The organism is Streptomyces sp. NPDC002784 (assembly GCF_053592135.1).
On record NZ_JBSFVD010000001.1, the window covers coordinates 400953 to 421873 of the forward strand.

At 70.7% G+C, this 20921-nt stretch carries 20 protein-coding genes; 1 reads left to right on the forward strand and 19 read right to left on the reverse strand.

Going from position 1 to position 20921, the window contains the following annotated elements; genetic code table 11:
• Nucleotides 1-15: 15 nt before the first annotated feature.
• The 15 genes from ACWD1Z_RS01820 to ACWD1Z_RS01890 form a co-directional block, all read right to left on the reverse strand.
• Nucleotides 16-2106 carry a CdiA C-terminal domain-containing protein gene (locus ACWD1Z_RS01820; protein WP_451114683.1) on the reverse strand — a complete coding sequence of 697 codons (2091 nt, stop codon included), beginning with the start codon at nt 2104-2106 and terminating at the stop codon, nt 16-18.
• 27 nt (nt 2107-2133) lie between these two features.
• Nucleotides 2134-2760, reverse strand: a complete 627-nt coding sequence (locus tag ACWD1Z_RS01825; protein WP_451114685.1) for an OmpA family protein — start codon at nt 2758-2760, stop codon at nt 2134-2136.
• A gap of 9 nt (nt 2761-2769) precedes the next feature.
• Nucleotides 2770-3348, reverse strand: coding sequence for a hypothetical protein (locus tag ACWD1Z_RS01830; protein WP_451114687.1), 579 nt, complete (start codon nt 3346-3348; stop codon nt 2770-2772).
• 34 nt (nt 3349-3382) lie between these two features.
• Nucleotides 3383-3982 (reverse strand): pilus assembly protein TadG-related protein, encoded by a 600-nt coding sequence (locus ACWD1Z_RS01835; protein WP_451114688.1) that lies wholly within the window; start codon nt 3980-3982, stop codon nt 3383-3385.
• On the reverse strand, nt 3979-4140 hold the full coding sequence (locus tag ACWD1Z_RS01840; protein ID WP_250077404.1) for a Flp family type IVb pilin: 162 nt from the start codon (nt 4138-4140) through the stop codon (nt 3979-3981). The genes ACWD1Z_RS01835 and ACWD1Z_RS01840 overlap by 4 nt, the downstream gene beginning before the upstream one ends.
• A 104-nt stretch (nt 4141-4244) precedes the next feature.
• Entirely contained in the window at nt 4245-4988 is a 744-nt protein-coding gene (locus ACWD1Z_RS01845; RefSeq protein WP_451114690.1) for a response regulator, read from the reverse strand.
• 4 nt (nt 4989-4992) lie between these two features.
• On the reverse strand, nt 4993-6168 hold the full coding sequence (locus tag ACWD1Z_RS01850; RefSeq protein WP_451115430.1) for a sensor histidine kinase: 1176 nt from the start codon (nt 6166-6168) through the stop codon (nt 4993-4995).
• A gap of 249 nt (nt 6169-6417) precedes the next feature.
• Nucleotides 6418-7308, reverse strand: a complete 891-nt coding sequence (locus ACWD1Z_RS01855) for a DUF5936 domain-containing protein (protein WP_451114692.1) — start codon at nt 7306-7308, stop codon at nt 6418-6420.
• A gap of 15 nt (nt 7309-7323) precedes the next feature.
• A complete protein-coding gene (locus ACWD1Z_RS01860) occupies nt 7324-8268 on the reverse strand; it encodes a type II secretion system F family protein (protein ID WP_389415175.1) in 945 nt (314 codons plus the stop codon).
• Nucleotides 8269-8283: 15 nt separating this feature from the next.
• The gene (locus ACWD1Z_RS01865; protein ID WP_451114694.1) at nt 8284-9621 is read right to left on the reverse strand and encodes a CpaF family protein; all 1338 of its coding nucleotides are present in this window, start codon (nt 9619-9621) and stop codon (nt 8284-8286) included.
• Nucleotides 9622-9635: 14 nt separating this feature from the next.
• Nucleotides 9636-10046 (reverse strand): TadE/TadG family type IV pilus assembly protein, encoded by a 411-nt coding sequence (locus tag ACWD1Z_RS01870; RefSeq protein ID WP_451114696.1) that lies wholly within the window; start codon nt 10044-10046, stop codon nt 9636-9638.
• 1 nt (nt 10047) lies between these two features.
• Nucleotides 10048-10434: a TadE/TadG family type IV pilus assembly protein gene (locus ACWD1Z_RS01875; protein ID WP_451114698.1), complete on the reverse strand. Its 387-nt coding sequence runs from the start codon at nt 10432-10434 to the stop codon at nt 10048-10050.
• A 2-nt stretch (nt 10435-10436) separates the two neighbouring features.
• Nucleotides 10437-11675 (reverse strand): AAA family ATPase, encoded by a 1239-nt coding sequence (locus ACWD1Z_RS01880; RefSeq protein ID WP_451114700.1) that lies wholly within the window; start codon nt 11673-11675, stop codon nt 10437-10439.
• Between the two features lie 9 nt (nt 11676-11684).
• The gene (gene cpaB, locus ACWD1Z_RS01885) at nt 11685-12392 is read right to left on the reverse strand and encodes a Flp pilus assembly protein CpaB (protein ID WP_451114702.1); all 708 of its coding nucleotides are present in this window, start codon (nt 12390-12392) and stop codon (nt 11685-11687) included.
• Between the two features lie 62 nt (nt 12393-12454).
• Complete coding sequence (locus tag ACWD1Z_RS01890) at nt 12455-13312, reverse strand: hypothetical protein (RefSeq protein ID WP_451115432.1); 858 nt, start codon at nt 13310-13312, stop codon at nt 12455-12457.
• Between the two features lie 222 nt (nt 13313-13534).
• Between ACWD1Z_RS01890 and ACWD1Z_RS01895 the strand changes: the two genes are divergently transcribed.
• Complete coding sequence (locus ACWD1Z_RS01895; protein WP_451114704.1) at nt 13535-15220, forward strand: chitinase; 1686 nt, start codon at nt 13535-13537, stop codon at nt 15218-15220.
• Between the two features lie 35 nt (nt 15221-15255).
• On the opposite strand, the gene ACWD1Z_RS01900 is transcribed toward ACWD1Z_RS01895, so the two are convergent.
• From ACWD1Z_RS01900 to ACWD1Z_RS01915, 4 genes are all read right to left on the reverse strand, one after another.
• The gene (locus tag ACWD1Z_RS01900; RefSeq protein ID WP_451114705.1) at nt 15256-16575 is read right to left on the reverse strand and encodes an Nramp family divalent metal transporter; all 1320 of its coding nucleotides are present in this window, start codon (nt 16573-16575) and stop codon (nt 15256-15258) included.
• Nucleotides 16576-16620: 45 nt separating this feature from the next.
• Complete coding sequence (locus ACWD1Z_RS01905) at nt 16621-17034, reverse strand: ATP-binding protein (RefSeq protein ID WP_451114707.1); 414 nt, start codon at nt 17032-17034, stop codon at nt 16621-16623.
• Between the two features lie 76 nt (nt 17035-17110).
• Complete coding sequence (locus ACWD1Z_RS01910) at nt 17111-18007, reverse strand: anti-sigma factor RsbA family regulatory protein (protein ID WP_451114708.1); 897 nt, start codon at nt 18005-18007, stop codon at nt 17111-17113.
• Nucleotides 18008-18041: 34 nt separating this feature from the next.
• Nucleotides 18042-20798 carry a LuxR C-terminal-related transcriptional regulator gene (locus ACWD1Z_RS01915; RefSeq protein WP_451114710.1) on the reverse strand — a complete coding sequence of 919 codons (2757 nt, stop codon included), beginning with the start codon at nt 20796-20798 and terminating at the stop codon, nt 18042-18044.
• Between the last annotated feature and the right edge of the window lie 123 nt (nt 20799-20921).

Genomic DNA, 20921 nt, shown 5'->3' on the forward strand with positions numbered 1-20921 from the left:
ACACCTCGGAGATCGTCAAGGCCACAGAACATTGTAGTCATCACCAATTATTCGAATCGAGTTCATTCGACCCGGTGGATTGTTCCGCAGGAACTTCTCCAGGCCCTCTCGCGCCTGTGCCTCACCGAGGCCGCTCCCTCGTGCGTCCACCACAGCGTCCCGCGCCTGCTTCTTGGCCGTGTTCAGGGTGTTCTTGACGGAGTTGGAAGCCGCTCCGGGGTCCAGAGTCTTGAACTCGGTCGGGACGCCGTTCACGGTGGCATCGGGAGTTCTTCTGCCATCAACCTGGGACTCCTTGAGCGCTCGTACGCTCCTGCCCTCGGTCTGCAATGTCTCGGCGATCCGGCGTTCCTTGGGGCTGAACGACTTTTCCGACTCATCAATGGAGCCCTTTCCCGGGTTCGCGCCACCGCTCTCCCCCGATCCGCCTCTTCCGCCCTCCGCGCCGACTGCCATCAAGGCGACACCCGCCAAGCCCAGACGTGCCGCAAGGGCAGCCGCCACCGCGGCCTCACTCGTTACCGTGGCACCGGCGAACGCGAAGGCCGCGCCTGGCGGAAAGAGTGCCAAGAGGGAGAGGAGCAGCAGGGCGAAGCCGAGGTAGACGAGGAATCGATCGAGTGCTTCGAGGAGATGGGCAGCCGGTATCGCTGTTCCGTCGGCCCCCGCCTCGCCCAGGCCCCGCCAGAGGAGAATGCCTCCGGCCGCGGCGGAGCCCGATGCCGTTCCGATGCGGAAGCGGTGGCGGGCGAGTTGCTCGGCCAACGGGTGGGCGGTCGCCGCCTGCCAGGTGCGGATCAGGGTGACCAACTGCCAGCCGATCCATGCCAGCGCCGCCACAGCGAAGGCCAGAAGTATTTTGGGGCCGACGCCTGTCCTGAAGTGATCCTGCAATTCGGCCGTCGACTTGAACGAACCCACACCGAGGAAGATGACCGCCGGGAGAGCGAGAATGCAGGGGACCAGCGTAAGGAGCCACCTGCGACGGGACCCGGAAGCCTGGGCGTTCAGGCTTGCCCGCATGTGGCGTCGGATCGCAGACGCGTCCCGCCAGGCCCAGGCGTTGTCGGTTGCATCGATTCGGGTGGCGATGTCCGCGACAGAGCGGCGTAAGGACTCGAGAGTTTCCGGTGTAGCCGCGGGAGCCCCCAGGCAGTAGCAGAGCGCTCGCCGCAGGAGAACGAACCGCAGGGCTATCAGCGGGGTCCACGGGAATCGCCGGAAGGCGTACCGGATCAGTGCGGCTGCGGTGTCGCCGTCCGCTCGTTCCGGGGCCAGCAGTATGCCGGGGAGGTGCCGCTTGCCTCGGTGCAGACAGGCCATGTCCGCCGCCGTTGCCAGGAGCAGGGCCAGCAGCGGCGCGGCCCACAGCTTGGCGTCCAGGTGTTCCAGCCAGTCGCGGGCGTCACCGGCTGGGCGCCCGGACACGTAGTTGTTCAGGGTGTGGTGTGTCACCGCCGCGCTGAAAGGGATCAGTGCGAGGGGCTTGAGCCGGCTCGGTGCGCGCCACAGGATGCCGACTGCCAGCCCTGCCAGCGCCGTCCACGCGAGATGCGCGAACGTGGGAACCAGGACCTCGCCCGTACGACCCAGATGCAGGGCGGCGGCCGGGGCGGGGAGCCAGGACGTGAACACCTCCCCGGGACCCGGGATGTACGGCGCCGACAGACTGTCCGGGACGATCCAGCCGCCGTGTCGGGACAGCGCTCGGTCGGCGTCCAGGGAGTAGCGCAGCAGTGCTTCCAGAAGGCCGAAACCTGCGCCCAGGGCCGCGCCCAGGACCGTGAAGTCGGCCAGGCCCCACTGGCGGCGGACCTTTGGATACATGCCTGCCAGGAGGAGGGGCGCGGCCTTCAGCACCTCCTCCGTCCACGGGGCCGTGGTGTAGGCGGTGGTGTTCACCACCTCGCTCAGGGACTGGTCCGTGTGGGCGGCGACCAGCCGTGTGTACGTGAATTCCAAGACCGCGGCCGCTGTTCCGCAGGCGTAGACGCCTGCGAGAACGGCCAGCAGCACGGTGGAGAGGCGTACGGAACGTGTCGGCCAGGAGAGTGCGCAGAGCTGGACGACTCCGTACAGTGCCGCGGCCACCATGAGTACGGCCATGTCCGTTGCCCCCGTGGTGGCGTCGCGTCAGTTGTCCGTGCGGGGGAAGGAGACCTCTACCCTTCGGTTTTTCTTGCGGCTGGATTCCGAGTCGTTGGATGCGATGGGGTATTGCTCGCCGTAGCCGCGGACCTCGTAGGTGATGTTCGGGTTGTTCAGTTCGCCCTTCAGGATGTCCTCCACGGCGTTGGCGCGTTGCTTGGAGAGGACGTCGCCGTGGGCCGAGGAGCCGAGGTTGTCCGTGAAGCCGAAGACTCGGATCTTTGTTGCCTGCTGGGTTTTGATCTCTTCCGCGATCGCTGCGATGCGGGCCTTCGCCTCGCCGTTCAGTTTCGCGCTGTCCTTCGGGAACAGGACTTCCGCCTGGAGCGCGAACTTCACGTCGGCGTTGGTGTCCTCGCGGCGTTCGTCTCCGCTCTGGTCCTCGACGACCTGCTTGATGTCCAGCACCTTCGCTTCGGCGAGCGTCGCGCCCTCGGGGAGCTTCAGGTCCGGGTCGTTGGGGTCGACTTCGACGGGGGCGGTCGCTGTTGCTTCGGTGCCTGGGGGGACGCTGGGGTTGTCGTCGGCGTGGGCCGTCGTGACGCCGTAGAGGGTCGTGGCGAGCATGACGGTGGCTGCGGCCATGGCTGAGGTGAGGTTCTTGGTCGTCATAGCGGTGCCTCAGCCGGAGATCTGGATGGTGGCCGCGGCGAATGTGGGGAGTTGGAAGCTGACTTCGGTGGTGTCTGTGGGGGGCGCCGGGAACTGCATGAAGACGGGGATGGAGTCTCCTGCTTTGATCCTGGGCATGTCGGTCGTCGTCAGCGGTCGGCCGTCAGTGTCACGCAGCACGTAGTAGCGCTTCTTGCTCGCAGAGTCGACCAGCGTTGCTCCGCCCAGCGACGATCCGTGCCTGAGGATCTCGGTCTCGTCACCCGAGGTTCTGACCGACACGCGAGCGGGCTCATCGCCGTCGTTCTTCAGTTCTCCGCTGACCGTGACGAATCCCCCTGAGTCCCTTTGGGCAGAAGTGAGCCTGAGGACAAGTCCTTCCTCCCCCCTCAGTTCGGCCAGTGGTTCGTCCGTTCCCTCTTGAGCGTCCGGGGCGGATCCACTGTCCTTTGAGGCTGATGCCGACGACTCCGGTTTCTTGTCGTCGTCACCCCCACCTCCGCAGCCGGCCACACCGACGGCCAGACCGGCCGCAACGGTCAATGCGACCATCCCCCTGCGGGCCTTCGTAGTGAACCGAATGCTCATGCCTCTGTTTCCTTCATCCCTCGTCGTTCGGTTGTCAGTCAGCCAGGTGGACGTCGAAGAGGTCTTCCGGGCCCGGGAGATCGGCGAGGTCCTCTGGATCCAGCTCCCAGTCCTCGTCCTCACAGGTGAGTACGGGCAGCTCTTCGTCCCCGGCGCCCTCGCCCGGGAGATCGAATCCACAACGGGACTCGATCACCGCCTTGGCTGACGCCCGCGAGTACTTGCCCTCAGTGCCCGGGACGATGGAGTCACCGACGGACTTGTCCGTCTGGACCTCGACCGTGTACTCCAGTGGACCGGTGTGATCACACGCCTCGACATGGGCGTCGTTCTGCGCGGCGAGTTCGTCCGCCCGCCAGCACGACGGCTCAAGTCCAGGCACAAGGCCGTCAAAGATGTCCTGCCACTGGGTCGGGTCGAGTACGTCCTCCACCCACTTGCCCGCAAGCTGGTCCCGGGTGTCCTGCGCTGCCGCGAGCGCAGCCGCATCGGCTGCCGTCTGGGCACCGTTCCGGTTCGCTGCGGCCTGGCCGACCGCGAGGTATGCGAACGCGAGAAAGAGCAGGGCCCCCACCACGGTGATGTAGATGGGGAACGCCTGCCCTGAATCGCCGTACCTGCGAACTTTGATCAACCGGTTACCTCGTCGACCTTGTCCACGATGGCGTCGTAAATCGTCTGACCGATGTCCGTCCCCGTGATCGCCAACACGATTGCAACGACTACCGCAATGATCCCCAGGTACTCCACCGCCGTCTGGCCCTTGTCGTTCATGTTGAAGCGGTTGTTCATGGGGTGTCCCTTCGGTTGCGGCTGTGGTGCCGGAACCGTAGGGCGGCCGGGGGTGGGGTGACGAGGGTCCGTGGGCCCAAAGGTGGGCCCAGATGCGGGGCATCTCAGTTCACCCCCAGCCACTTGGCGGCGGCCTGTGCCCGGGTGGTGCTGTGGAGCTTGGCGAAGATGCGGTTGATGTGGTTCTTGACCGTCTTCTCGCTGATGAAGCAGGTGGCGGCGATCTGCTGGTTCGTCATGCCCGTGGCGATCAGGTTCATGATCTCCGCCTCCCTCGCGCTGAGTTGGAACCTCGCCCTGCCCGAAGACTCTCCCACATTCGGTTGCACTTGCGAAAGAGGTTCGCGGAATTCGGTCGGTGGAGCGTTGGATTCCGTATGCGGCTGCGAATCCGCACCCCTACGGAGCTGGCTCAGGAGTGCGTCCGCCGCCGTCGGCGTGAAGTGGGGTTTGCCCTGTCTGACGTCCCGCACCGCGTCCACCAGCTGCGCAGCCGTGAACTCGCCATGGACCAGATAGCCGTTCGCGCCCCTGCGCAGCGCCTCCTCCACCGTCTCCGACTCCCTGCTGTAGGTCAGCATCATCACCGGTGCGATGGCCACCAGGTACGGGAGTGCCGCGAGGCCGTCGACCCCGGGCATCTGGACGTCCAGGAGGACGACGTCGGGGCGGTGCTGGAGGGCCGCTTCGTACGCCTCCTGGCCGTCCGCCGCTTCGGCTACGACCGTGATGTCGCTGCGGCCCGTCAGCAGGGCCGTCAGGCCGGCCCGGACCACCGGGTTGTCGTCGGCCACCACTACGCGGAGCGGGCGCGCCGGGGCGGGTCGGGGGAAGTGGGGGTGTGTCATGCCGTCATGTCCTTCGTGGCGCCAGGGGGAGTTCCAGGAGGACTTCCGTGCCTTTCGGGTGGTCGCCGCGGCCCATCCGGATCCGGGCGCCCACGGACGCGGCCCGTTCCACCATGCCGATCAGGCCGAAGTGGCCCGCTCTGCGCAGTTGTTCGAGGGTGGTTCCCGGCGGGAGGCCGCGGCCGTCGTCGTACACGCTGATGCGCAGCAGATCGCCCTGCACGCCCGCCCGTACGTCCACGCTGGTCGGGGTCGCGTGGCGGTGGGCGTTCTCCATGGCCTCCGCGGCGATGGAGAGGAGTTGGCGGGTCACCGCGGGGGGCAGGGGCGGGGTGGGAGTGGCGGGGCTGGTGGGGTGGTAGGTGGTGGGGACGCCGGTACGGGTGGTGAAGTCGGCCGTCCGTGCTGCCAGTTCCGCGAGGACGTCCGTCGTTGTCAAGGGCTCGTGGCGGCGCAGGTCCACCAGGAGTTCTCGGGATTCCGTGGCCGCTCTGCGGCTGGCTCGGGCTACCAGTTCCGCCTGTTGGGTGATCAGGGCGGGGTTCTGCGGGGTGGTGGCCGCTGTCGCTGCCAGACCGTCGGCCGCCAGGGCCACGCCGTGCAGGGTCTTGGCCACCGAGTCGTGCATCTCCCGTGCCAGACGCGCCCGTTCGGCGGCCACGGCCTCGGTGGCCGCCAGGCGGGCCCGGGTTTCGGCCAGGGCCTGGGTCGCCGCGCCGAAGCGGAGGACGAGGTTGCGCAGGGCGGAGCCGCCCGCGCCGGTGATCACACAGAACCCGGGCAGGAGCAGCTTCTCCGCGAGGCTTGTGTCGGCTTCCGCCGTGGTGGCGTAGACGAGCAGGAGGATCAGCGACTGGAGGCTGGCGAAGACGGCCGCGGCTCGGTAGCCGTAGGCGATGCCGGCGAGGAGGGGGGTGCAGACGCTGACGTAGGCCAGGGGGGTGTCCGGGCCCGCCGAGACCAGGAGCAGGGCGCCGAAGAGGGTGTCCAGGGCCAGCAGGGTCGGGTGGCGCAGGAGCAGGGGGCCGAAGCGTTCCCAGTCCCTGAAGAGGGCGTAGCTGGTGATGAAGGTGACCACCACGGCCGCGCCCACCAGGCGGGTGCCGAGTCCGGGGGCGGCGTTCAGCAGGGCCGCGGGGGCGGAGAGGGCGAGCATGGCCAGACGGAAGCCGAAGACCATACGGGTGGTTGCCTGGAGGGCGTTTATCTGGAGGGCGATGGTGGGGTCCTGGGGGCGCGTGGGGGTGGGTGACTCCTGCGCCGGTTCAGCGACGACGGCCTCCCCGTCCCCTACGGCACCGCCGCCCACAGCGTCCACCGCGCCCACGGCACCAGCCCCGCCTCCCCCCACCACCCCCCCGTACAACCCCTGCGGTTCGTTCAGCCCCCGCGGTGTCGTCAGGGACACTCTCAACCCCATGACCGTCACCTACTCCCCCGTGATGGAGCCGAAGTCCGTCCCCGAGCCCAGCAGCAGCCCCGCTCCCAGCAGGATCATCGTGGCCGGAACCATGAACGTCGTGATCATCATCGTGGCCTTGGGCACGGCCCTCGCCGCCTTCCGCCGGGCGTTCTGCGCGTCCGTCCTGCGCATGTCCTTCGCCAGCGCCACCAGCGTGTCCACGATCGGCGCCCCCAGTTCCTCGCCCTGCTGGAGGGCGGTCACGAACATCGCGACCTGTTCCGAGTCGTTCCGGCGGCGGAGTTCCGCGAACGCCTGGCGGCGGCTCATGCCCAGGTCCATCTGGCGGAGCGTGATGCGGAGTTCGTCCGCCCAGGGCCCCTCGTAGCGGGACGCCACGCGGTCCAGTGCCTGCCGGAAGCCCAGGCCCGCGCTCACCACCACCGCGAGTACGTCGAGGAAGTCCGGCAGGGTCCGTTCGATCACGTCCTTGCGGATCCGGATCGCCGACCAGATGCCGACCTCGGTCCAGAAGGCGCCGAAGGCGAAGAGCAGCAGGGTCACCAGGTACTGGCCCCGCATCAGGAACACCAGTCCGCCCACCGCGCCCAGGAAGCCGTACACCGCCCGCCGGGCCGCGTAGCGGTCGATCGTGAGGCCGCCCGGATTGCCCGCCAGGTCGATCTTGCGGCGGTACCTGGCCACCTGCTTCGGGCCCATCAGGCGCAGGACCGCCGGCGCGTACCGCATGCCCATGCGGTCGATCACGGAGTCCACGGCGCCGGTGCGCGTGGCGCCCACCTCCAGCGCCAGCTGCAGGTCACCGGGGAGCTTCGCGTCCGCCCGGTACATGCGGATGCCGGCGAAGGCACCCCATACGCTCAGTCCCATCAGCAGGGCGAGCAGCAAAGCCGTCATGGTCCGCCCTCCCCCCTAGACGTCGATCCGCGACAGACGGCGGATCATCACGAAGCCGATGACGTACAGCCCGAACGCCACGATCACCGCCACCTGGCCGGCCGGTGAGCCGGTCATACGGTCCAGCGCGCCGTCCTTGACGCCGTTCATCAGGAACAGGGAGCCGATGCCGAGCGCCGGGACGGCGTACGAGGTCATGCTCACCTGGGAGAGCTGGGTGCGGATCTCCCGGCGGGTCTCCTTCCGCTCCTCCAGCGTCTCCGTCAGGTTGCGCAGGGCGCTGACCACCTGGCCGCCCGCCCGGTTCGACAGGACGAGCGTGGTCACCAGCACCACCAGCTCCCGCGAGGGCAGCCGGTCCGCCAGCTCGCCCAGCGCGTCGTCCATCGAGGCGCCGATCGCCAACTGGTTGGCCACCTTGGACAGTTCCTCGCCCGCCGGGGCCTCCAGCTCGTCCGCCGCCATGCCGATCGCCGTGCGCAGCGCGAGGCCGGCCTGGGTGGCGTTGGCCAGGATGCGGGCCAGCTCGGGGAGTTGGTTGATGAACTTCTCGATGCGCTTCTGCCGTTGCCAGTTCAGGAACTGGACGGCCGCCCACACCCCCAGCAGCCCCGCTATCGGGCCGAAGAACGGCGCCAGCGTCGCCTGGCCGACCAGCCACAGGCCCGCCACCGCGGCCAGCATGTAGACGAAGAACTCGCCCGGCGTCACGTCGAGGCCCGTCGCCGCCAGCCGCAGTTCCAGCTTCCGGCCCGGTTTCGTACGGCGCAGTCTGCGGTCCAGGTCGCCGAAGCGGCGCCGGCGGCCCCCGGCCGTGATCTGGCCGGTCGCCGAGAGGCGCTCCACCAGTGCCTGGCGCTGGGCCCGGCCGGCCGCCCAGGCGTGCAGGCCCGCCACCGCCAGGGCGCAGGTCAGCAGGGTGATGCCGGTGGTCAGCGTGATCAGCGTCTGGAATTCCATCGGTTCCTCTCCTCCCTACCTGGCCGCTCGGATGGCCAACTGCTCCACGGTCCGTGCCACCCCGAACGCCTGCGGCACCGGCTGGTTCGCCATGTAGAGGCGGTCCGCGGTGCGGCGCGGGAGCGGGTAGTACTCGAAGACGCCGTAGACCCGGCCGTCCGCCGCCATCGGCTGGGCGTTGAAGCGGGCGACCGTGGCCAGTCGGTACGGTTCGCCGCCGTGGCTGTCGAGGACGGCGATCTCGGTGATGCGGCGGGCGCCGTCGGCGAACCGGGTCAGCTGGATGATGACGTCGACGGCGCTGTTGATCTGGTCGTGCAGCGCCTCGAAGGGGACCTCCACGTCGGACATGGAGGCCAGCGTCTTCAGCCGCATCAACGCGTCCTCCGTGCTGTTGGCGTGCACGGTGGCGAGGGAGCCGTCGTGACCGGTGGACATCGCCTGGAGCATGTCCAGGGACTCGCCGCCGCGGACCTCGCCGACGACGATGCGGTCGGGGCGCATCCGCAGGGAGTTGCGGACCAGGTCGCGGATGGTGACCCGGCCCTGGCCCTCCACGTTCGGCGGGCGGGACTCCAGGCGGATCACATGGCCCTGCTGGAGTTGCAGCTCCGCCGAGTCCTCGATCGTGATGATGCGCTCGACCTCGGGGATCAGCCCGGACAGGGCGTTGAGCAGCGTCGTCTTCCCGGTGCCCGTCGCGCCCGAGACGATGATGTTGAACTTCGCCTGCACCAGGCCCGCGAGCAGATACACCATCTGCTCGTCCAGCGAGCCCAGGCCCACCATCTCGTGCAGGGTGAAGGAGCGCGGGAAGCGGCGGATGGTGAGGGTCGCGCCGGTCAGGGAGAGCGGCGGGATGATCACGTTCACCCGCTCGCCCGAGGGCAGTCGCGCGTCCACCATCGGGTTCGACTCGTCGACGCGCCGGTTCACCGTGGAGACGATCCGCTCGATGGTCTGCATCAGCTGGTCGTGGGAGGGGAAGCGCAGGGGCAGTTGCTCCACCCGGCCCGCTCGTTCGACGAAGATCGCGTCGGGGCCGTTCACCATGATCTCGGTGATCGACGCGTCCTCCAGCAGCGGCTCCAGGATGCCCAGGCCCAGCGCCTCGTCGACCACCCTGCGGATCAGCTGCGAGCGCTCGACCGTGGACAGCACGGGGCCGTCGCGGCTGATGATGTGGCCGAGGACGCGTTCCAGCCGGGCCCGGCGTTCGGCCGCGGCCAGCGAACTCATCTCCGCGAGGTCGATCTCCTCCAGCAGCTTGGCCCGGTAGGAGGCGACCAGATGGCCGTCCTCGCCCTTGCTGCCGTTCTCCTCGGGGGTGTTGATGCGGGCCCGCAGGCTCATGGCTCTCGTGCTCCTCAGTGGTCGAGCGGCATGGTGGCGGACTTGGTGGCGGCGCCGAAGTCCCAGCCGGGCACGATGGACGGGATGTCGACGGTCGCGGTGACCCGTACCTCGTCGCCGAGCCCGGCGCTCGCGCACGCGGTCCCGTCGGCCAGCCAGCCGCTCACCGCGGCCTGGCAGTCCTGCGCGAAGGGCCCCTCCAGCGAGGCACTGCGCGCCCCGGCCCGGGCGGCGGTGCCCGCCTGCTGGGCGGTGTAGGCGATGAGCCCGATCTGAATGGCCGCCATGGCGATCAGGATCAGTACGGGGATGAAGCCCAGGTACTCCAGGGCCACCTGGCCACGGTCACGGGCGCGCGCACGCAGCCGGTCACGAGCACGCGCCCGCAGACGGCCACGGTCACGGCGAATGCGTTCGTACGGCATCTCAGTCCGTCGCCTCCTCTACCGCCCCCGCCTGCCCCTCCACCGTGAACGGGAAGCCGATCGACCCGGGGAACAGCACCGGGACCTCCAGCCGGACCTCGGCGGTCACAAACCCCCCGCCGGTCGCGCAGCTCACCTGCGCGCCGCCCTCCCACGCGCCGGGCAGCTTGTCGAGGCCCGCCGCCTGGCAGGCGCCCTGTCTGGCGCCGGGGTCGGCGGCCGTGCCGGCCCGTACGGCCTCGTCGGCGGCGTTGCCGGCGAGCGTGAAGGTGTAGCCGAGCAGCGCGCACTGCCACATCAGCACGAGCGTCAGGATGATCAGCGGGGTCATGCCGAGGAACTCGATGGTGACCTGGCCCCGGTCGTCTCCGCGGCGGAGTGCGCGCATGACTACCCTCCAGTCTCCTTGCGGCGGCGGAAGCTCACCGAGCCCCGTCCGCCGCGGCGGTCGACCGCCGCGGCCTTGACCAGGCCGAGTTCGCCCGCGAGGGTCCACAGGGCCTGCTTGACGGTGCTCTTGGCGTCGAGTTCGTGCAGGCGGCCGGCGTCCACCACGCTCTGCAGCTCCTTGAAGTGGGCGGGGATCGTGGTGGCGGCGAGCGCGGTGCCGGTGATCTGCCGGATCAGGGAGGGCTGGATCTCGGTGCCGCGGGTGTGGCGGTTGACGACGACCATGGTCTCCTCCGCCTTGCGGATCTGCAGGCGGTCCCACATGCGGACGGCGCGTTTGGCGCCGCGGACGGCGATCACGTCCGGGGTGGTGACCAGCAGGGAGGTGTCGGCCATCTCCACGATGGCCGCTCCGGCGCCGCTGAGCTGGGCGCCGCAGTCGACGATCACGACCTCGTAGCGGGCGCGCAGGGCGCTGACGATCTGCCGGGCTGCGCGGTCGGTGACCTCCTCGCCGCGTTCGCCCTCGCCGGGCGCGAGCAGCAGGGCGAGCCCGCTGTCGTGGCGGAAGACGGCGTCGGCCAGGACGCGCGGGGAGATGTCGGAGATGCCGGCGAGGTCGACGACCGAGCGGCGGAACTGGACGTCCAGGTAGGAGGCGAGGTCACCGGTCTGGAGGTCCATGTCGAGCACGGCGGTGGGGCGGCCGGAGGCCTGGGCGGCGAGGGCGAGCTGGATGGCGACGAGGGTGGTGCCGACCCCGCCCTTGGCGCCGCTCACGGTGACGACGGTGCCGCCGACGCCGGTGAACACCTCGATGGCGCCGCCCAGATGGCGCCGTACGCCCGCCGACCACTGGGCGACGGCCTGGACCCGGGTGGCGAGTTCCTCGTAGTGCAGGGGCAGGGCGACGAGGCCGCGGGCGCCGTAGTCCATCGCCGCCTGGAACAGGCCGGGGCTCGCGTCCGAGGTGACGAGGATGACGCCGACCGCCGGGAAGCGCAGGGCGACTTCGCGGATCAGCTCCAGGGCGGGGACCGGGCCGATGCGCTCATGGACGACCACGACCTCGGGCAGTTCGTCGACGGACTCGGCGGCCAGCCGGGCGAGGGTGTCGATGAGCTGGGTGGAGTCGACCACCGGGGCGACCGGCTCGGCGTCCGGGAGCTGGCTGAGCAGGGTCGTGACCGACCGGACCGCGTCCGCGTCACCGACCGCCGGGAGGATCCTCGTGGGCATGCGGGCCTCTCACTTGTCCTTCGCGAGTTCGTACGTCCGGTCCGACTCGGGGACCGTGCCGCCGCCTCCGGGCGCCACCAGCGCGAGGCGGACCCGCTGGGCGAACGACTCGGCGTACGTGAGGCGCTGGGCGTCGAGGGTGGACAGCGCGAAGGTGATCGGGACGGCGTCGGTGGGCTGCCGGTCGCGGTCGTCGGCGTCGGGTTTCAGCGGGGTCAGGTCGCCCACGTCTAGGACCTTGGCGTTGGTCACGATGATCTTGGACTGGGCGGGGGCACCCTCCCGCTCGCCCTCGAAGGTGGCGTAGACGTTCACGGTGGAGTTCGGGGTGATCTTGCCGGCCACCCCGGTCGCCGCGTCGATCATGATGGCGACCTCCTGCTGCCCGGGTTTCAGGGCCGGCTGGGCGACGATCATGTCGCTCTGGAGCAGGGAGCCCTGCTTGAGGGTGGTGACCGCGATCCTGCCCTCGATCTCGCGGAGATCGGTGACCGCGTTGTCGGACAGCCACCGCTCGGGCATCGAGATCTTCTCGAACTGGGCCGCGTCGAGGGGCTTGTACGGTTCGACGTCCGCCTTGAGCCGGTAGGCGGTGACCTCGGGGCCGACCTTGGACTCGGCGTCGTCGATGACGGACAGCACGCCGGCGAAGGCGCCGAGGGCGCAGACGACCGACAGGATCAGGAGTATCACGCCGCGGCGCTGACGGGAGTTCATGAACCGTGCAACCTCATTGGGGGAATCGGTCGGGATCGGTCTGCTGCGGCTTCCGGGTTCGGTCAGCCTGCGCGGGTCTCGGGTACGGGCGGGGTGGCGGAGCAGAACACACAGCGGTCGCCGATGACGTCGATGCCGCACCAGTGGCAGGCGCTCCGGCGCACCGAGGTGACCAGCTGGTACAGCACGGACAGGTCGGAGAGGTAGGCGCAGAACTCGATCAGCCGTCCGGTCCCCCACCACCGCTCCGACTCGGCGGGCAGCGGCACCTCGCGCAGGCCCTGGACGCTCCAGGACCTGGCCAGGGTGTCGGTGACCCAGTCGGACTGGAGCTGGCCCTTGGCGACCAGCATCCGGGTGCCGAACTCCGGCCCGGTCAGCGCGGCTTCGGGGCCGATCCGGACCAGCTGCGGTTCGGGGTGGGCGAGGACGCCGAACTGGCTGCCCGGGACCCATGACCTGGTGTGGGACTTGAGCCCGACGGGGACGCGGTCGAGCCTGGCGACGGAGCCGAGGAGCGCCCCGGCGTGGATGTAGTGGGTGAGCAGACGGCCCGCCGAGGCAAGGACGCCGGGGCTGAGGTCGCAGGAGGCGAGCTGACGCAACTGGCGGACCAGGACGGCGAGTCCGAGCGGCGGCAGTTCGGGGCGGAAGAGGGCGATCCGGTCGCTCTCCATGAGGGCGCGCAGGGTGCGCAGCCGGCGTTCCACGGCGGGGTCGAGGGCCTCGGAGCAGACGACGATGAGGTGGCCGTGCTGCTCGACGACCGCTTGCAGGGCGGTCAGGGAGCGGTCGAGCGGCTGCCGGTCCAGGCCCTGGAGCACGACGGCGGGGACGGTCCGTTCGTCCTGTGGCGGCAGCGCCAGGTCGGCACTGGTCACGGCGATGGCAGTTGGCACGCGCAGCTCCCCACTCCCCATGCCCGCCGGCCCGACCGGCGTCACTCCGGTACACCCAGGACACACAGCCGACTTCACTGCGTGACTACGTGAGCACTGTATCCACGGGTTCATGACCGGAGAACAGCGTTTCTGTAGCTATGAAGGAACTGGCGTTTCACAAGTTGCGCCAAACCGGGGCACGTTGAGCATCTCGGCGCCTGCTCTTGACAAGAGGATTGGTCTGGACCAACGTGTTTTGACATGTCCATACGCAGACGATCGACACGTCTCTGGACGGGTGCCGTCACCCTGGCGCTCGCCCTCTCCCTCGCGGGCACCGGCCAGGCCTCCGCCGCCGATGTCAACAACGCCAGGAACGCCGGCTTCGAGTCCGGCCTGACCAACTGGACCTGCTCCGCGGGCAGCGGTACGGCCGTCTCCTCCCCGGTGCACGGCGGCTCGGCCGCGCTGAAGGCGACCCCGGCCGGGCAGGACAACGCCCGCTGCACCCAGGCCGTGGCGGTCCAGCCGAACGCGACGTACACGCTCAGCGCGTGGGTGCGGGGCGGGTACGCCTATCTGGGCGTCACCGGCACCGGCACCACGGACGTGTCGACGTGGACGCCGGACTCCGCCGGCTGGAAGCAGCTGACCACCACCTTCACCACCGGCTCCGCGACCCGGTCGGTGACGGTGTACACGCACGGCTGGTACGGCCAGGCCGCCTACTACGCCGACGACCTGTCGGTGTTCGGGCCCGACGGGGGCGGAGGCGGGGACCCGGAGCCGACGGTCCCGGGCGCGCCGGGCGGGGTGACGGTGTCCGGACGCAGCTCGTCGTCGATCTCCCTGGCCTGGAACACGGTGCCGGGCGCGACCGGCTACCACGTCTACCGGGGCGGCACCAAGGTCACGGCGGTCAGCGGCACATCGGCCACGGTGACCGGGCTCGCGGCCTCCACCTCGTACTCCTTCCAGGTCACGGCGGTGAACTCGGCCGGTGAGTCGCCGAAGTCGGCGACGGTGACGGGGACGACCACGGCGACACCGGCGAATCCCGCGCTGCCCAAGCACGCGGTGACCGGGTACTGGCAGAATTTCAACAACGGCGCGGCCGTGCAGAAGCTGTCGGACGTCCAGGCGCAGTACGACATCATCGCGGTCGCCTTCGCCGACGCCACCGGGACACCGGGCGCGGTGACCTTCACCCTCGACTCGGCCGGGCTCGGCGGGTACACCGTCGACCAGTTCAAGGCGGACGTCCGGGCGAAGCAGGCGGCCGGGAAGAAGGTCATCATCTCGGTCGGCGGCGAGCGGGGCACGGTGTCGGTCAACGACTCCGCGTCCGCGACGAACTTCGCCAACTCGGTGTACGCGCTGATGCAGGAGTACGGCTTCGACGGCGTCGACATCGACCTGGAGAACGGGCTCAACGCGACCTACATGACCCAGGCGCTCAGGGCGCTGTCGGCCAAGGCGGGACCGTCGATGATCCTCACCGTGGCTCCGCAGACCATCGACATGCAGTCGACGTCGAACTCCTACTTCCAGACGGCCCTGAACGTGAAGGACATCCTCACGGTCGTCAACATGCAGTACTACAACAGCGGTTCCATGCTCGGCTGCGACGGCAAGGTCTACGGCCAGGGCTCGGTCGACTTCCTGACCGCCCTCGCCTGCATCCAGCTGGAGGGCGGCCTCGCCCCGTCCCAGGTGGGCCTGGGCCTGCCGGCCTCGACCCGGGGCGCGGGCAGCGGGTATGTGTCACCGGCCGTGGTGAACAACGCGCTCGACTGTCTGGCGAAGGGCACCAACTGCGGTTCCTTCAAGCCGTCCAGGACCTATCCCGACCTGCGCGGCGCGATGACCTGGTCGACCAACTGGGACGCCACGGCGGGCAACGCGTGGTCCAACGCGGTGGGCCCGCACGTGCACGCGCTGCCGTAGGCACCGCCACCCCCGCCGGCCGTGGCCGGAGTCCGTCAGAAGAACTCCGACCACGGCTGGTCCCAGATCTGCTTCACGCACAGCACCAGGAACAGCAGGCCCGCGATGGCCAGCATGGAGTTGCTCAGTGCGCCGTTGCGCCATTCCCGCGGTGTGCGGGAGGAGTTGAGGAGCCAGAGCAGGGTGCCGGCCAGGAACGGCAGGAACGCCGCGCCCAGGACGCCGTAGATGATGATCAGGCGGAAGGGCTGGCCCTGGAAGAGCAGGACCATCGGCGGGAAGGTCAGCCACAGCAGGTAGAGGCGGAAGGGCAGGCTGCGTTCGCGGCGGCCGGTGGCGATGTCCTCGCCGCGGGTCGCGTCACCCCTGCGGTAGCGCTCGACGAAGTCCGCGAACATCAGGCTCACGCCGTGCCAGACGCCGATCAGCGAGGTGAACGAGGTGGCGAAGAAGCCGATCAGGAAGAACTTGGCGGTCGCCGTGCCGTACTCCTCCTCCAGGATGTCGCTCAGCTGGAGCAGCCCCTTGTCCCCGCTCGCGAGCGCGATGTTCGCCGAGTGCAGCAGCTCCGCCCCGACGAAGAGCATCGCGACGACGAAGATGCCGGTGGTGGCGTAGGCGACCCGGTTGTCCAGGCGCATCACCTTCATCCAGCCGGTGTTGGTCCAGCCCTTGGCGTTGACCCAGTAGCCGTACGCGGCCAGCGTGATGGTGCCGCCGACCCCGCCGATCAGGCCGAGGGTGTTCAGGACGGAGTCGTCCGCGTCGGGCAGCACCGGCAGCAGGCCCGCGAAGGCGTCGCCGAGGTTCGGGGTGACCCGGATCGCCAGGTAGACCGTCACCACGAACATGACGCCCACCAGGACCGTCATGACCTTCTCGAAGACGGCGTACTTGTTGAACCAGACGAAGACCAGGCCCACCAGGCCGCAGGCGATCCCCCACCACTCCAGGTCCATCACGTCGGGGAAGAGGGCCTGCAGGGGCAGGGCGCTCGACGACATCGCCGCGGCGCCGTAGACGAAGCCCCAGATCACGACGTAGCCGACGAAGAACCAGGTCGTCCAGCGGCCGAGGCTCGCCCAGCCGTCGAAGAGGGTGCGTCCGGTGGACAGATGCCAGCGGCCCGCCGCCTCGGCGAGGGAGATCTTCACCAGGCAGCCGATGATCGCGGCCCACAGCAGCGTGTACCCGAAGCTGCTGCCGGCGATCAGCGTGGCCACCAGGTCGCCGGCGCCCACCCCGGTCGCGGCGACGACGATGCCGGGGCCGATGTATTTCCAACTGGACTTGCGGGGAGAGGAGTCGATTGCGTGGGCCTGTGGTGCCTGAGAGTTTCCCGAGCTGTCCGCCATGCAGATCAAGAAACCGCAGTGGGGCCGGGCCGACAAGAGGGCGCGTCAGAGTTCGAACCACACCGTCTTGCGCTGCCCGTCCTGATGACAGCCCCATCTGCGGGCCAGCGCGTCCACCAGGAACATCCCCCGCCCGCTCTCCGAACTGCCCGCCTCCAGCACCTGCGGGGTGCGCCGGCCGGCGTCCTGCACCTCGCAGCGCAGCACGCCCTGCGCGGCGGACAGCGTCACCCGAAAGCGGCTCGCCGAGTGCAGCAGCGCATTGGTCGCCAACTCGCTGACCAGCAGTTCCGCGGTGTCCAGCACCTCGTCCTGGCCCGCGAGCCCCCAGGTCTCCAGCTGCCTGCGCACCTCCTTGCGGGCCTCGCGGACCGCGGCGGGGCGGGGGTCGTACTCCATGGTGAGATGACCGGCTCCGACGGGCGGTCGACGGTGGGAGCCGTTCCGGAGTTGCAGCATGCTGTCCATGGTCGTCGGGCCGCGGGCGGGGCGCACGGGTAGATATACCTGTTTCCCCGCCCGCGGGCCCCGTGTCCTACCCGTACTGCAGGCGTACGGTCGCCCCCGCCGCGTCGTCCCGGACGTCGACGTAGGCGCAGACCTGGCGGGCGTACCACAGGCCCTGGCCCGGCTCCAGTTCGCCGGTGTCCGGCGGGACGAAGCCGGCCAGCGGGTTGTCGACGCGGCGGGCGGTGCGCAGCTCGCAGACGCAGGCCGGCGCCTCGCCCCACAGCCGGACGCCGGTGAGCGGGCCGAGCGCGGCCGCCGCCTCGGTGACGGCCAGCGCGAACAGTTCGGCGTCCGCGTCCGGCAGCCCGCTGCCGCCCGCCCAGGCCCGTACCGCCCCGGCGTCCGCGCCGGTCAGCCGCCGGGCGTCCGCGGGGGGTGGTGGCAGGGGTACGGCGTCCAGCTCGGCGGCGAGCCGTACCGGGTCCTCGTACACGCCGGTGCCGGGGTGGGCGCGGCGGGCCTCGGCGATGAGGGCGGGGCCGGCGGTGCGGGTGTCGTAGACGCACAGGGCGGTGGTGGCGAACGGGGCGAACAGGAGGTTGGCGAGGGCCTCGTAGCGGATCCACTCGGCGCTCTCGCGCGGTGAGCGTCCGGCGCGGCCGTTCCAGACGGGTTCCATCAGCAGGTGGATACGGCCGCCGGGGCCGGCGTGCGCGGCGAGGTAACCGGCGGCCTGGGCGACGGCGTTGGCGGCGGATCCGGTGTACCAGTCGGTGTGCGGGAGGAGTACGGCGCTCTTCGCGTCGGCGCCGAGGGCGTCCCGCAGGAGGTCCAGCTTGGCGGGGGCGGCGACGGCGACGGGCGGGGGTTCGCCGGGGCTGTCCAGGGCGTGGGCCAGGAAGGGGACGGCGGCGGCCACGAAGGCGTCGTCGGTGCCGGGGGCGGTCATACGGTGGTCGAACACCTGCGGTTGACTGCTCACGCGTTCCCCTGTCTGTGCCGTGTGCGGTGGTGGTTCAGCGCCGGGCCGTGACCCAGGCGGCGAGTTGGCTGCGGTTGTCGAGGCCGAGCTTGCCGAGGATGCGTTCCACGTGGCCCTCGGCGGTGCGCCGGGCGATGACCAGGCGGTCGGCGATCTGGTGGTTGGCCAGGCCCTGGGCCACGAGGTCGGCCACCTGGGACTCCCGGGGGGTGAGGTGGGAGCCCTTCGGCCCGCCGGCCGGGTCCGGGGTGCCGCGGCCCTCGTCGAGCGCGTGCCCCACTAGCTCCGTCAGCTCCAGCTCGCGGCCGTACCGGTACGCCTTCTCGTACGCCGGCTCGCCGAGGGCCGCGCGGGCGCGGCGTTCGCTGTCCTCGCGGGGCGTCCGCAGGGCGGCCGAGCCCCAGCGGTCGCGGTCGATGTCGGACCAGACCCGGTCGGCGCCGCCGAGCAGGAGGGCCGCGTGCTCGTGGGCGCCGGTCTCGGTGGCGATGCGGGCCAGGAGGTCGAGGGTGAGGGCGATGCCGGTGACGTCGTGGACGGCGAGCTTGAGGCGCAGGGCGTGGTGGGCGTGGCGTTCGGCGGCCGGCCAGTCCCGCTGCACGGTGTGGGCGAGGGCGAGCATCCTCAGTACGTACGAGTGCACCCACTCCTCGCCGTGCAGCTCGCAGAGCCGGCGGGTCTCCTCGCAGACGGCGACGGCCCGGTCCGCCTCACCCAGGAAGCCCAGCGCGCAGGCGAGTTCCACGCGCTCCAGGCCGACGAGGCTGAGGTGCTGGCCGGGGACGCGGCCCCGCTCCGCGGCGGCCTCGAAGTGGGCGAGGGCGGTGGGCAGGTCGTCGAGGAAGAGGGTGATGACGCCGATGACGTAACCGGCGTGCGCCGCCTCGGCCTCGTCGCCGAGCGCGAGGGCGAGCGCGCGGGCCTCCTCGGCGAGCCGCCGGCCGTGCGCGAGATCCCGGGTGACGGCGGCGAGCAGCCCGGCGACCCACAGCGCACGGGCCCGCTCCGCGGTGGGCTCGGGATTGACCGCCAGGGCCCGCTCCACCCAGTACCGCCCCTCCTGCGGAGCCCCACAGGCATGCCAGTAGAACCACAGAGCCCCCACCAACCGAAGCCCCCCGACCCGCCCACCGCCCACGCCGACTCCTGCGCGGGAGGCGTGCCCGCCGCCGGCGGCACGGCACCCGCCAGGCACGCCTACGACGACCGAGGACCCGCCGAACCCGGCCACCTGCCCGCCCACGACGGCACAGGGCTCGCCGGGCGCGGCCACCTGGCCACCCGCGACGGTCACGAGCGCGCCGGGCGCGGCTGCGCAGTCCCGCGCTACGGCAGGGCAGTCGTCCAACTCCGCAGAGCTCCCGCCCGGCACGACACCGCACCGACTCCGCACGGCCGAACACCCACCCGCGCCGCCGAGCCCCTCGCCCCCAACCGCGCATCCCTGACCCCGCCCACCGGACCGCTCGCCCTCAGCCCCGCACCTCTCGCCTCGCCCCCCGAACCCCTCGCCCCCAGCCCCGCACCCTTCACCCCACCCCCCGAACCCCTCGCCCCCGACCCCACACCCGTCACCCCACCCCCCAGGCCCCTCACCGCTCTCCCCCCAGCCCGAAAGGCTGGAGTTCAGGGCTGTGCGCAAGTTGTCCTGGTCGGCTTTCAGGCGGGCCACGATGTGGCGTTGGGACGGGCCGAACCACGCGCGTTCGTAGGTGTCGGCCAGGTGTTGCATCCACGTTCGCTGGCGCAGGCGCGCGGTGGGTTCCTCGCCGGGGAGGGCGCGGAGGCGGGCCAGGCCGTAGTGGCGGAGGGTGTCGAGGAGGCGGTACCGCACGGTTCCGGCCGCCGTCTCCCTGATCAGCACCGACTTGTCCACCAGAGCGCTGACCGCCTCCACGACGTCCGCGGGGCGCAGCCGTACCCCGTCCGCGCACACCGCCTCCGCCGTCTCCAGGTCGAAGCCGCCCGCCAGGACCGAGGCGCGGGCCCAGGTCAGCTGTTCCTGCGCCGTGCAGAGCGAGTGGCTCCAGTCGACCGTCGCGCGCAGCTCCCCGCGGGCGTCCAGGCCCGCCTCCAGCTGGTCGAGTCCGAGGTCCCGCAGGCGTCCCGCGGCAAGTTCGATGGCGAGCGGGAGTCCGTCGAGGCGGCGGCAGAGGCGGGCCACGGCCGCCCGGTTGTCCGGGGTCAGCCGGAAGGCGGGGTCCACGGCGGCGGCCCGGTCGGCGAACAGGGCGAGCGCGGGATGGCGGCGGGCGTCGGACAGGTCACCGTCCGGGTCGGGCACCGGCAGCGGCCGTAGCTCCAGGAGGTGCTCCCCGAGCAGCCCCAGCCGGTGCCGGGTCGTCGCCAGGACCCGCACGTGCGGGGTGCCGTGGAGCAGGGCGGCGATCAGCTCCGCGCAAGCGGCGGGCAGGTGCTCGCAGTTGTCGACGACGAGGAGCAGCCGCCGTTCCCCCAGGTGCCCGGCGAGCGCGTCCAGCGGGGGCCGGCCGCTGTGGTCGTGCAGGCCCAGCGCGTCGGCGGCGGCGTGCGGGACGAGGGCCGGGTCGTCGAGTCCCGCCAGCCCCACGAACCGGACCCCGTCCGGGAAGGCGCCGCGGACCCGGTCCGCGAGGCGCGTGGCGAGGCGGGTCTTGCCGACTCCACCGGGCCCGGTCAGGGTGACCAGGCGTGATCTGGCCAACAGCCGCCGCCCGGCAGCTAGTTCGGCGCGCCGGTCCACGAAGCTGGTCGGCTCGGGCGAGCCGGGGACGACCGCGAGGCCGTCCTGTCGTGGCGCTGATCCGCCCATGATCAGCCAGTCCAGTTCTCTGGGATCGCGGTCCGAGGATCGAGCCGGAGTTCGGCCCCCTCTTGGCCAGGGACCCCTCACCATCCCCCCTTCGGCCCGGACCCGCACACCAGCCTCACACGC